Source organism: Glaciimonas sp. OK215 (assembly GCF_057787885.1).
Genome location: NZ_CM173544.1, coordinates 4377035 through 4389632 on the forward strand (window position 1 = coordinate 4377035; position 12598 = coordinate 4389632).

The following is a 12598-nucleotide window of genomic DNA, read 5'->3' on the forward strand; positions in this document are numbered from 1 at the left end:
CCATCTAACTATTTTTGCATCTCATGACTGAACCACTACGCCTCTCCAAACGCATGTCCGAACTCGGTCTTTGCTCACGCCGCGAAGCCGATGAATGGATCGCACGCGGCTGGGTTCGGGTCGATGGCGTCATCATCTCCGAACTCGGCAGCAAAGTGCTGCCGCATCAACGTGTGACAGTTGAACGCCAGGCCAGCGCCGAACAAGCCAAGCGCGTCACCATCCTGATCAACAAGCCGGTCGGCTACGTCAGCGGTCAGGCCGAAGACGGCTACCAGCCGGCAGTGGTCCTGGTGAATGCCGCCAGCCGCTGGAAAGAAGATAAGTCGGTGCAGGAATTCCACGGCAGCCAATTACGCAATCTGGTCCCTGCCGGTCGCCTGGATATCGACTCCGTAGGTTTGCTGGTGCTGACGCAAGACGGGCGCGTCGCCAAGCAATTGATCGGAGAAGATTCCGCCATTGATAAGGAATATCTGGTTCGCGTGCAGTACACCAAACCTGGGAAACTACCCGACAGCGAGCTGCGGCGCCTGAATTTTGGCTTGTCGCTGGATGGCAAGCCGCTCAAGCGTGCCATCGTCAAATGGCAAAACGACGACCAGCTCAGCTTTACGTTAAGAGAAGGCAAGAAACGCCAGATACGCCGCATGTGCGAAGCCGTCGGCCTGAAAGTCACCGGTTTGAAACGCATCCGAATCGGCAAGGTCATGCTCGGAGACTTGCCGACGGGACAATGGCGCTATTTGAATCTGGATGAAAATTTCTAGATCGCCGGCATTGCCCTGATGCGGCAGACGCGCAGGAAAAGTGGGCGGGTTTGCCGTTGTTTGCGACCGCTACAGAAAACGATCCAGAATCTTCCGGCTCACCTTATCCAGAGCGTGCAAATCGCGAATCACAAAATGCACCCCGTGACTATCCGCAATCAGCAATGAAGACCCCGGCAAGCGCCGGATGTCCTCCTCACCCTTCAGCGTAAAAACGGCCTCGCCACGATTCGTCTCTACGGTCCAGTTACTCGGCGTCGCATAACTGGACACATGACGAATCCGGCTGATTTCCGGCATGAACTCGCGGCTAGCCAACTCCTGCTCCACCATCGTCCGGGTAGCGTCCGGCAAATCACTTAAGCGATCTATCCAGGCCAGCTCCTGCCCATTAGCGGCCACCAGCGACAGGCCTTCGTCGGCAGCGCTGATCGGAAACGCACGCACCGGCACAGCCCCCTGGTACACATCGCCATTGGCGGAGGTAAACACCAGTCGGCCAAATGCATTACGGCTCAATCGGAAATCATGGGATGTCATTTTTGCGGCCTTCCTTATGCGATGCTCTCGACATCTATCTTGCCGACGCCATTCCAGTTTTGCAGTTCCTGTTCTTCATCGACGTTGCGCAGTTGCGCTTGATACAGGCGGTAATACGCGCCTTCGCTCGCCATCAATTCGTCGTGATTACCCACTTCAACAATCTCGCCGCGGTCCATCACCACCAGGCGATCCGCTTTCCGCAGCGTCGATAAGCGATGGGCGATGGCAATCGTAGTGCGGCCCTGCACCAGGTTATCGAGGGCTTTCTGGATCTCTTTTTCAGTGCTGGTGTCGACTGACGAGGTCGCTTCATCCATGATCAGGATACGCGGATCGATCAGCAACGCACGGGCAATCGAAATGCGTTGACGTTCGCCACCGGACAATGCCTGACCGCGCTCGCCGACCAGGGAATCGTAACCCTGCGGCAAGCGCAAGATAAACTCATGCGCATGCGCGGCACGCGCCGCAGCAACGACTTCCTGACGGGTCGCATCCGGCTTGCCATACGCGATGTTGTCAGCAATGGTGCCGAAAAACAGGAACGGCTCTTGCAAGACCAGGCCGATATTGCGGCGGTATTCGGCAATCGGCAGCGCGCGAATATCGACCCCGTCTATCTTGATCGCACCTTCCGAGACATCGTAAAAGCGGCAGATCAGGTTGACCAGCGTACTTTTTCCGGAACCGCTGTGGCCGACCAGACCGATCATCTCGCCCGGCTTGATCGACAGATTCACGCCACGCATCACCGACCGGTTGCCATAGCGGAAACCGATATCACGCAGCTCAATGGCGCCCCGGACTTTCTCGATATGGACTGGATTCGCCGGTTCCGGAACGCTGGACACATGGTCGAGAATTTCAAAAATGCGCTTGGCGCCGGCGGCGGCTTTTTGCGTCACCGAAACAATCCGGCTCATCGAATCAAGGCGTGTATAGAAACGGCCGATATACGCCAGGAAAGCAACCAAGACACCAACCGTAATCTGGTTTTGCGAGACTTGCCAAATACCGAAAGCCCACACCACCAGCAAGCCGAGTTCGGTCAGAAAGGTCACCGTCGGCGTAAACAGCGACCAGATTTTATTGACCTTGTCGTTGACCAGCAAATTATGCCGATTGGCTTCTTTAAAACGATTAGCCTCGCGCTTTTCCTGAGCGAACGCCTTGACCACGCGGATACCGGGAATGGTGTCGGCCAGCACGTTGGTGACTTCCGACCAGATACGATCGATTTTTTCAAAGCCGTGGCGCAGGCGATCGCGCACCAGATGAATCATCCAGGCAATAAACGGCAGCGGCAACAGCGTAACGAGCGCCAACCAGGGATTGATCGAAATCAAAATCGCTGCCGTCATCAGCATCATCAGGACGTCGATGGCGAAATCGAGCAGATGCAACGACAGGAAAACGCAAATACGATCCGACTCGGAGCCGATCCGCGCCATCAGGTCGCCAGTGCGTTTTCCGCCGAAATACTCTTGCGACAAGCGCAATAAATGCTCGTAAGTCGTGGTGCGTAAATCCGCACCGATGCGCTCGCTGACAATCGCCAGAATATAGGTCCGGGCCCAGCCCAGCGTCCATGCCAGCAGCGCCGACCCCAGCAGACCGGCCATATACAGTTTGACCAGGCCAACGTTGATAGGCTTACCGTTTTGATAGGGAATCAGGATATTGTCCATCAACGGCAAGGTCAGATAGGGCGGCACCAGCGTCGCTGCGGTGGATGCCAGCGTCAGCAAAAAGCCGAATATCAAGGACCATTTGTACGGTTTGGCAAAGCGCACCAGGCGGAACAAAGCCCAGCGTGAAGATACCGCTTCCCTTTTTTCCGGACAAATCGCGCACTCATCTTCTCCCGGCGGCAATGGCGCCTGGCATTGGGGACATACGTTCTCCTCCTGCCGATGCACCAGTTGGCCCGACAAATGCGCCTGCAGTTGCTGCTCAAAATGATTAATCAGGCGCAACGCAATGACGTTCAAACCCAAGGTATACCGCCAACACGCGAGGCGCTGCTGCGAGTCATACAGTTCGAGACTACCGATGCCTGCGTGATCGTAATGACGCAACGACAACCCGTCATAATAGGACCAGTCCTGCCAGGCCGGATCATCTGCCATTTTCGCCAATACACGACGATCAGTCACAACTACCAAACCACGCGTAAAATGCAGGGCTGAATTAATATCCAGCTCCAGCCAGGCGGCAACTTTCTCTTCTGCCGCCAACTGCGACTCTACTTCGGCGCGCCAATTGCCAGGCAAAGATTGGATTGTGTTATTCGATTTAGAAATAGAGCTGAGTAGTTCGCTTGTCATCTGAACGGCATGGTGTATCCCTGAAGGGGACGGATGGAATTAGTGGGGCGTTACTTCTGCGTCATTTATAACAGCAATAACGACATGTTTGGCGCGATGGAATATGGTGCTGTAGCGCAACATTGCCGGCAGAAATCGTATGCTGCGGTATTTTAAGGGGTTTTCGTCAACTGATTGCGCTCAATACCAACTATTTATTTTTATTTTTGTAAACCTTTTGTAAACCATTCGGCACTTAAAACGTTAAAAGCCATTGGGTATTCTCTGCAGCGTGCAGCCCCATTGCCTTACTAATTACTCATGAAAAACATAGAATTTCTCCGAATTACGTCCTTGCGCGGCCCCAATATATGGACGTATCGATCCGCTCTCGAGGCCTGGATCGATATCGGAGAATTGGAGGAATGCCCTTCCAACGTCATCCCCGGCTTTAATCAACGCCTGACCGCCTGGCTACCCTCATTGATCGAACATCGCTGCAGCTATGGCGAGCGCGGCGGTTTTGTACAACGCTTGCAAGACGGCACCTGGCCCGGCCACATTCTGGAACATGTCACACTGGAGTTACAAAACCTGGCTGGTCTGCCCGGCGGTTTTGGCAAAGCGCGTGAAACCTCCAAACGCGGCGTCTACAAAGTAGTGGTCCGCGCACGTCACGAACAAGTCACGCGCGCCGCCCTGTATGCTGCGCGCGACCTGGTCATGGCTGCCATTGAAGACCGTCCGTTCGATGTTGCGGCGAATATCGCCTCCTTGCGCGAGATGGTCGATTCCCTGTGCCTCGGCCCCAGCACTGCCTGCATCGTCGAAGCCGCTAATCAGCGCCGCATTCCATCGCTGCGTCTGTCGGCAGGCAATCTGGTGCAACTGGGCTATGGCGCCCGCCAACGCCGCATCTGGACCGCGGAAACGGACCAGACCAGCGCCATTGCAGAAAGTATTTCGCGCGACAAGGACCTGACCAAAAGCCTGTTGCAATCCTGCGGCGTACCGATCCCGGAAGGACGGCTGGTCGAGAGCGCCGCAGACGCCTGGGATGCGGCCGAAGATATCGGACTGCCGGTGGTGGTCAAGCCGACCGATGCCAACCATGGCCGTGGCGTCTACATCGACTTGAACACCCGCGCTGAAGTCGAAACCGCCTATGCCGGCGCGCTCGAAGAAGGCAGCAGCGTCATCGTCGAGCGTTTCGTACGCGGTAACGAACATCGTTTGCTGATTGTCGGCGGCAAGCTGGCTGCCGCCGCACGCGGCGAGCCGCTATCGGTGATCGGCGATGGCAAGTCAACCATCCGCGCACTGATCGATAGCCAGTTAAACAGCGATCCACGACGCGGCGATCTGGAAGAACACCCTCTCAGTCCGATACTGCTGGATCAGGAACCGACCATCCAATTGGAGCTAGAGCGTCAAGGCTACTCTCCGGACGCGATTCCGGCAGCGGATAAAGCAGTTTTGATTCAGCGCAATGGCAACGTCGCCATCGACGTGACAGCACAAGTCCATCCCAGCGTCACCGCGGCAGCTGCGCTGGCAGCACGCATTGTCGGCCTCGACATTGCCGGCGTCGACCTGGTGGCGGAAGACATCTCGCAGCCGCTGGAAAAGCAACGTGGTGCGATTGTCGAAGTCAACGCCGGTCCTGGCCTGCTGATGCATCTGAAGCCGGCCCAAGGCGAGGCCCAGCCGGTTGGCCAGGCGATCGTCAACCACCTGTTCGCAGGGGAAGAAAATGGCCGGATTCCGATTGTCGGCGTCACTGGCACCCATGGCAAAACCGTGGTCTCGCACCTGATCGCCCGACTGCTGAGTTTAAGTGGCAAGCATACCGGTCTGGCATGTGCCGATGGCCTCTACTTCAACAATCAACAAGTCGAGAAAAACAATTCCGCCGACTGGAACGGTGCGCATCGGGTATTGCTTAACCGCGCAGTAGAAGCTGCGGTATTTGAAAACGGCGGCACGGCAATCCTGTCCGAAGGTTTGGCTTACGATCGCTGCCAGGTCGGCGTGGTCACGAATATCGCGCCAACCGATAGCCTGCCCGAGTATTACATCGATGACGCCGAGCAAATGGCGAAGGTGCTGCGCACGCAGATCGACATCGTCTTGCCGAGCGGCGTCGCCGTCCTGAATGCGGCCGACCCATTGGTGGCACCGATGGCAGAATTGTGCGACGGCGAGGTTATTTTCTTCGGCATGGAGCAAATGCTGCCGGTCATTGCAGCACATCTGGCGCAGGATAAGCGCGCAGTGTTTGTGCGTCATGGGCAAATCATGCTGGCCGCCGGCAAGCATGAAATCATGCTGGCACAGGTCGCCACCATCCCGCTGACCGCCGACGGCCAGCCGACCTCCCAGACAGAGCATGTATTGGCTGCGATTGCGGCAACCTGGGCGCTCGGCATTGCCGTGGACCTGATCCGTGCCGGCATCGAGACCTTTAATATGGAACAGGTAAGACCGCAGGGGAAAACACGGAAAGCCCAGTCGGCCTGAGCGATCGCTTATCCGTGCTGACGAAAGATTCTCTACATGTTTGCGTTACCAGGTATTCGTGCATGGCAACGCAGACTTAATACCTATGGAAGCTCTGAGTAAGCGTAGCCTCAGCTAAAGCTGACCGTTCAAGGTCGGGACGAGAAGCGCAGTCGTACGCTAGTACGATGAGCATCGCAGTCCTGAGATTGGGCCGCGCAGTAGCTTAATCAGAACTTCCCTATTTAAAATTGGTTAATCAGACCAAAATTTCAGGAAAACTTGTTGATGGACGTATCACGTATCCGAGTTCTGCGCGGCCCAAACCTATGGAGCCGTCACACCGCTATTGAAGCCATTGTGTCCTGCACCGAAACGGAGCGCTCGATTGCCGGCATGGCCGATTTCGAGACCCGCCTGCGCGCACGCTTCCCGCATATCGGCTTTCTCGAATCCACCGGCAGCGACGACACCATTTCGATGGCCCACGCACTGGAAAGCGCCGCGCTCGCACTGCAATCCCAGGCCGGCTGTCCGGTCACCTTCAGCCGCACCGTCCAGGCCCTGGAAGCCGGCGTCTATCAAGTCATCGTCGAATACAGTGAAGAAGCGGTCGGCAAGCTGGCTTTTGAGCTGGCGCAAGCGTTGTGCACCGCCGCCGCCGATGATCAGCCGTTCGATCTGGCCGACGCGTTGGCCCGCCTGCAGGAACTCGATGAAGATGTCCGCCTGGGACCAAGTACCGGTGCCATCGTTGAAGCGGCGGTAGCGCGCGGCGTGCCATTCCGTCGCCTGACCGATGGCAGCATGGTGCAATTTGGCTGGGGCAGCCGCCAGCGCCGCATTCAAGCTGCAGAAACCAGCCACACCAGTGCCATTGCCGAATCGATCGCGCAGGACAAAGAGCTGACCAAGATGTTGCTCAACGCGGCGGGCGTTCCGGTACCGAACGGCCGGGTAGTCTCGAGCGCAGCCGAGGCCTGGGACGTAGCGCGGGAAATCGCCAGTCCGGTAGTCCTCAAGCCACGCGACGGCAATCAGGGTAAAGGTGTCGCCGTGAATATCAGCACGCGCGAACAAGTCTTTGCCGCCTTTGATGTCGCTGCCGACATCTGTTCGGATGTGATCGTCGAACGCTACCTGCCCGGCCACGACTTCCGTTTGCTGGTGGTTGGCAAGGAACTGGTTGCTGCCGCCCGACGCGATCCGCCGCTGGTCATCGGCAACGGCGTCAATACCATCCGCGAACTGGTCGACAAGGTGAACAGCGATCCACTGCGCGGTGATGGTCACGCGACGTCGCTGACCAAGATTCGCCTGGACACCATCGCCATCGCCACGCTCGCCAAGCAGAATTACAATGCCGACACGATCCCGCCAAAAGGCGTACGCGTGGTACTGCGGAATAACGCCAATCTGAGTACCGGCGGCACCGCGACCGACGTCACCAACGACGTCCATCCGCAAATGGCGGCAAGCGCGGTCGCGGCAGCGCAGATGGTCGGACTGGATATTTGCGGTGTCGACGTGGTCTGCAACAGCGTCCACCGACCACTGGAAGAGCAGGAAGGCGGCATCGTGGAAGTCAATGCCGCACCTGGTCTGCGCATGCACATCAGCCCTTCCTACGGCAAAGGCCGGGCGGTCGGCAAAGCCATCGTCGCGACCATGTTCAGCGAGCACGATGATGGCCGTATCCCATTGGTGGCAGTGGCCGGCACCAACGGCAAAACCACGACCGTGCGCCTGATCGCCCATCTGCTCAGCTGCAAAGGCCTGCGCGTCGGCATGACCAACTCGGACGGTGTGTATATCGAAAAGCAGCGCATCGACACCGGCGATTGCAGCGGTCCGCGCAGCGCCCGTAACGTCCTGATGCACCCCGATGTCGACGCCGCTGTCTTCGAAACCGCACGCGGCGGCGTGCTGCGTGAAGGACTCGGCTTTGATCGCTGCAACGTCGCCGTGGTCACCAACATCGGCATGGGCGATCACCTTGGACTGAGCTTTATCAGCACGGTGGAAGACCTGGCGGTAGTCAAGCGTGTGATCGTTGAAAACGTCGCTCCCAACGGTGTCGCCGTTCTCAACGCGGGTGATCCCATGGTCACCGGCATGGCCAAAGTCTGCCCTGGCTCAGTGACGTATTTCGCCCACGATAGCAACAACCCTGTGATGACCACCCATCGCGCACAGGGCCATCGCGTGGTCTATCTGGATGGCGCCGCCATCGTCGCCGCACAAGGCACGCAGGAAGTGCGTCTGGCGCTGGCGGATATTCCACTGACCCGCAACGGCGCCATCAGCTTCCAGATCGAAAATGTGATGGCGGCAACGGCGGCGGCCTGGGCCTTGAACCTCGACTGGGACATCATTCGCGCCGGACTGCGCACGTTCATTAACGACGCCGCCACCGTACCGGGCCGATTCAATGTATTCGACTATCGCGGGGCAACGCTGATCGCTGACTACGGCCACAATCCGGATGCCATCGTGGCACTGGTGCAGGCGGTTGAAAACATGCCGGCCAAACGCCGTTCGGTGGTCATCAGCGGTGCCGGCGATCGCCGTGACGAGGATATCCGCCAGCAAACCCAACTGTTGGGCGACGCCTTCGATGAAGTCATCCTGTACCAGGATCAATGCCAGCGCGGTCGTGCCGATGGTGAAGTATTGGCGCTGCTGCGGGACGGCTTGAAAAATGCACGCCGGACCACTGCCCGCCAGGAGATCGATGGTGAATTCATCGCCATCGATACGGCATTGTCGACGTTAAGTGAAGGCGATTTGTGCCTGATTCTGGTGGATCAGGTTGAGGAAGCGCTGGAACATATTGCCAAGCGGATTGCGGAAGGCTGATCTCTTGATCTCGATGAAATGAAAAAGCTGCGCATGCGTGTTCAACACGCATGCGCAGCTTTTTATTCATTGACGGGCAGCAACTTCAAAATCATCGGTCCAAATGAGACGACTTCTTAATCGTCGTGGCCAGGATCCAATTCCGGAAACAGCACCTCGGTAAAGCCGAAGCGTGAAAAATCCCTGATCCGCATCGGATACAAAATCCCATCCAGATGATCGCATTCGTGTTGCACCACACGCGCATGAAAGTGGTCGACATTGCGGCTGATCGTCTTGCCGTTCTGATCAAAACCTTCGTAATGCAGTTCGCTCCAGCGCGGCACCACGCCACGCATGCCCGGCACCGACAGGCAACCTTCCCAGCCGTCTTCGGTGAGATCCGATAGCGCCTTCATGACCGGATTGATCAGCACCGTTTCCGGTACCGGCTCCGCCTCCGGATAGCGCACGTTATCCTTGAAGCCGAAAATCACCACGCGTAAATTGACGCCGATCTGCGGTGCCGCCAGGCCAGCGCCGTTTGCCGCATGCATGGTGTCAAACATATCGGCGATCAACGCCTTCAATTCAGGCGTGTCAAAGTCAGTCACCGGTTCCGCTTTCAGCAGCAGGCGCGGATCGCCCATTTTCAGGATTTCACGAACGCTCATAGGATCAATGGCTCAACAGGTTATTGAAATTGTTTCAGATACCGGGCGAAGTCTGCTCCAGTCTCCGGATGCTTCAGACCCATGGCCAGTGTGGCCTTCAGATAGCCCAGTTTGGAACCGCAATCATAGCGCTGACCGGTGTAGCGATACGCCAGTACCTTTTCCTTTTCCATCAACGCGGCGATGCCGTCGGTCAGTTGAATTTCGCCGCCGGCGCCTTTGCCTGTGGCTTCGAGACAGTCAAAAATGCCGTTGGTCAACACGTAGCGCCCGACCACCGCCAGCGTCGATGGCGCTTGCTCCGGCTGCGGCTTTTCGATGATGCTGTTCACCCGTTCCAGATTGTGCTTGAAGGCATCTATGCTGACTATCCCGTAATGTCCGGTCTCTGCGCGCGGCACATCCTGGACCGCCAGCACACTGCTGCCTTCTTGCTCAAAGATCTCTGTCATCTGCGCCAGCACCGGCTTCTGGCCAGCCTCGACGTCCATGAAGTCATCCGCCAGCAATACTGCAAACGGTTCGTCACCAACTACCGGACGGGCGCATAGCACCGCGTGCCCGAGGCCCAACGGCGCTGACTGACGGATAAAAATACAATTAACGTGTTTGGGAATCACATTCCGGACCAAATCCAGCAACCTGATTTTACCGGCGGCTTCCAGTTCGCTTTCAAGTTCATAGACGCTATCGAAATGATCTTCAATCGCACGCTTGTTACGGCCGGTAATAAAAACCATGTCGGTAATGCCGGCAGCGACCGCTTCTTCGACGGCATACTGAATCAGCGGCTTATCGACGATCGGAAGCATTTCTTTCGGTTGCGCTTTGGTCGCTGGCAAAAATCGGCTGCCTAAACCGGCCACCGGAAATACGGCTTTTCTAATTTTCGTCATGGTCGCTTTCTAAAAGAGTGCGGAGTGCATTTTCATCCAGGATGCTCACATTCAATTCTTCCGCTTTGGTCAATTTGCTCCCGGCCTCGGCACCGGCGACGACGTAACTGGTTTTCTTCGATACCGAGCCGGTCACCTTGCCGCCGGCCGCCTCGATCAATGCTGCAGCCTCATCGCGGCTGAGCGTGGGCAAGGTCCCGGTCAGGACGAATGTTTTTCCTGACAGGAATTTGGACTTGGTTTCAGCCGGCAAGTTCTCGGTCCAGCGAATTCCGGCAGCACGCAACTGCTCGACCAGCTCGACGTTGAGTGGATCGGCGAAAAAAGCCAAAATCGATCTGGCCACCACCGGGCCGATATCGGCGACTTCCAGCAACTGCTCCTCGGAAGCCTGGATCACCGCATCGATATTGCCGAAATGACTTGCCAATTCCTTGGCAGTAGCCTCGCCGACATGGCGTATGCCCAAGGCGTAAATGAAGCGGCCAAGCGTTGTCGATTTGGACTTTTCCAGTGCGGCAACCACGTTTTGTGCCGACTTATCCGCCATCCGGTCGAGCTCGGCCAGTTTCAGCACACCGAGTTTGTACAAATCGGCAGCAGTGGTAATAATCTGGCGGTCGACCAATTGCTCGATCAGCTGATCCCCGAGGCCTTCAACGTCCATCGCCCGGCGCGAGGCGAAATGTTGCAAGCCACCCTTGCGTTGCGCCGCGCACTTGACCCAGCCGCCAGAACAGCGGGCTATCGCCTCATCTTCCAGCTTGACGATATCAGAGCCGCAAATCGGACAGCTGGTCGGCATCACGAATGGTCGTGCGGTGGCGGGACGGCGCTCGGGAACATACGCGACGACCTCAGGGATCACATCCCCGGCGCGCCGCACTATCACGGTGTCGCCGATCTGAATATCCTTGCGCCGGACTTCATCCTCATTGTGCAGCGTTGCGTTGGTCACCGTGGCCCCGCCGACAAATACCGGCGCCAGTCGCGCCACCGGGGTTATCGCGCCGGTACGGCCGACTTGCACTTCAATATCTTGCACCTGCGTAATCGCCTCTTCGGCAGGGAATTTGTGCGCCAGGGCAAAGCGCGGGGCACGCGATACAAATCCCAGCATCTGTTGCTGCTGCAAGCGATTGACCTTGTAGACCACGCCATCGATTTCATACGGCAATTGCCCACGCTTGGCACCGATGCCCCGGAAAAACGTCAACAAGCCATCCGCCCCCTTGACCACGGCACGCTCGTTGCACACCGGGAGACCGAGCTCGGTATACCAGTCAAGCAAGGCGGAATGCGAAGGCGGCAGCGCGGCCCCCTCAAGCATCCCGATGCCATAGGCAAAAAAGCGCAAGGTGCGCTGCGCCGTAATGCGCGAATCGAGTTGCCGCAAACTGCCTGCGGCAGCATTCCGCGGATTGGCAAACTCCTTCAGTTCAGCGCTGCGCTGGCGTTCGTTCAGATTGGCAAAATCCGCCTTGAACATGAGTACTTCGCCGCGCACGTCCAGCACCTTGGGCGGATGCGCGGTATGCAGGCGCAGCGGAATCGCCCGTATCGTACGAATATTGCTGGTGACGTTTTCGCCGGTGCTGCCATCGCCACGCGTAGCAGCCTGCACCAGTACGCCATCTTCGTAGCGCACATTGATCGCCAGGCCGTCGAACTTCAGTTCGGCAGCGTATTCGATCTCGGCGTCGGCGTGCGTATCCAGCCCATCTCTGACACGCCGGTCAAACTCGACGATGTCGGCATCGTCAAAGCCATTGCCGAGCGACAGCATCGGGATCGAATGGGTGACTTGGTCAAATTGTGCCAGCGGCGCGGCGCCAACCCGCTGAGTGGGAGAGTCTGGCGTGCTTAACTCCGGGTGCAACTGTTCCAATGCCTGTAATTCGCCAAACAGGCGGTCGTATTCGGCATCCGGAATGGATGGATCGTCAAGCACGTAATAAGCATGATTGTGACGATTCAATTCAGCACTCAACCACGCGGCGCGCGCGCGCCAATCAGCGGCATCAGGACCGGTCCTGTTGCCGCCACCATCAAATGAACTTGGTTGCATAACT

The 12598-nt window shown here is 57.5% G+C and carries 8 protein-coding genes; 3 read left to right on the plus strand and 5 right to left on the minus strand.

The annotated features are described in order from the left end of the window. Positions 1 to 23 precede the first annotated feature (23 nt). Positions 24 to 770 (plus strand): pseudouridine synthase, encoded by a 747-nt coding sequence (locus AC3CHX_RS20280; protein ID WP_488629811.1) that lies wholly within the window; start codon positions 24 to 26, stop codon positions 768 to 770. A gap of 69 nt (positions 771 to 839) precedes the next feature. Here AC3CHX_RS20280 and AC3CHX_RS20285 read toward each other — a convergent pair whose 3' ends face one another. After that, positions 840 to 1310, minus strand: a complete 471-nt coding sequence (locus tag AC3CHX_RS20285) for a cyanophycin metabolism-associated DUF1854 family protein (RefSeq protein ID WP_488629812.1) — start codon at positions 1308 to 1310, stop codon at positions 840 to 842. Between the two features lie 14 nt (positions 1311 to 1324). Beyond that, the gene (locus tag AC3CHX_RS20290; RefSeq protein ID WP_488629813.1) at positions 1325 to 3640 is read right to left on the minus strand and encodes a cyanophycin metabolism-associated ABC transporter; all 2316 of its coding nucleotides are present in this window, start codon (positions 3638 to 3640) and stop codon (positions 1325 to 1327) included. A 300-nt stretch (positions 3641 to 3940) separates the two neighbouring features. Here AC3CHX_RS20290 and AC3CHX_RS20295 point away from each other — a divergent pair, with 300 nt between their 5' ends. Together AC3CHX_RS20295 and cphA are read left to right on the plus strand one after the other, a co-directional pair. Further along, positions 3941 to 6139 (plus strand): cyanophycin synthetase, encoded by a 2199-nt coding sequence (locus tag AC3CHX_RS20295; RefSeq protein ID WP_488629814.1) that lies wholly within the window; start codon positions 3941 to 3943, stop codon positions 6137 to 6139. A 267-nt stretch (positions 6140 to 6406) separates the two neighbouring features. Beyond that, the gene (gene cphA, locus AC3CHX_RS20300; protein ID WP_488629815.1) at positions 6407 to 8977 is read left to right on the plus strand and encodes a cyanophycin synthetase; all 2571 of its coding nucleotides are present in this window, start codon (positions 6407 to 6409) and stop codon (positions 8975 to 8977) included. Between the two features lie 116 nt (positions 8978 to 9093). On the opposite strand, the gene def is transcribed toward cphA, so the two are convergent. From def to ligA, 3 genes are read right to left on the minus strand one after another with little or no spacing between them, the layout of a single operon-like run. After that, on the minus strand, positions 9094 to 9630 hold the full coding sequence (gene def, locus AC3CHX_RS20305) for a peptide deformylase (protein ID WP_488629816.1): 537 nt from the start codon (positions 9628 to 9630) through the stop codon (positions 9094 to 9096). Positions 9631 to 9650: 20 nt separating this feature from the next. Continuing rightward, positions 9651 to 10526 (minus strand): UTP--glucose-1-phosphate uridylyltransferase GalU, encoded by an 876-nt coding sequence (galU, locus tag AC3CHX_RS20310; RefSeq protein WP_488629817.1) that lies wholly within the window; start codon positions 10524 to 10526, stop codon positions 9651 to 9653. Further along, positions 10513 to 12594 (minus strand): NAD-dependent DNA ligase LigA, encoded by a 2082-nt coding sequence (ligA, locus tag AC3CHX_RS20315; protein ID WP_488629818.1) that lies wholly within the window; start codon positions 12592 to 12594, stop codon positions 10513 to 10515. Before ligA ends, galU begins: the two co-directional genes overlap by 14 nt. Positions 12595 to 12598: the final 4 nt, after the last annotated feature.

Coding starts and splice junctions, on each gene's coding strand:
- def (WP_488629816.1), bottom strand. CDS start 9,630: ATGAGCGTTCGTGAAATCCTGAAAATGGGCGATCCGCGCCTGCTGCTG.
- AC3CHX_RS20280 (WP_488629811.1), top strand. CDS start 24: ATGACTGAACCACTACGCCTCTCCAAACGCATGTCCGAACTCGGTCTT.
- ligA (WP_488629818.1), bottom strand. CDS start 12,594: ATGCAACCAAGTTCATTTGATGGTGGCGGCAACAGGACCGGTCCTGAT.
- AC3CHX_RS20285 (WP_488629812.1), bottom strand. CDS start 1,310: ATGACATCCCATGATTTCCGATTGAGCCGTAATGCATTTGGCCGACTG.
- cphA (WP_488629815.1), top strand. CDS start 6,407: ATGGACGTATCACGTATCCGAGTTCTGCGCGGCCCAAACCTATGGAGC.
- AC3CHX_RS20295 (WP_488629814.1), top strand. CDS start 3,941: ATGAAAAACATAGAATTTCTCCGAATTACGTCCTTGCGCGGCCCCAAT.
- AC3CHX_RS20290 (WP_488629813.1), bottom strand. CDS start 3,640: ATGACAAGCGAACTACTCAGCTCTATTTCTAAATCGAATAACACAATC.
- galU (WP_488629817.1), bottom strand. CDS start 10,526: ATGACGAAAATTAGAAAAGCCGTATTTCCGGTGGCCGGTTTAGGCAGC.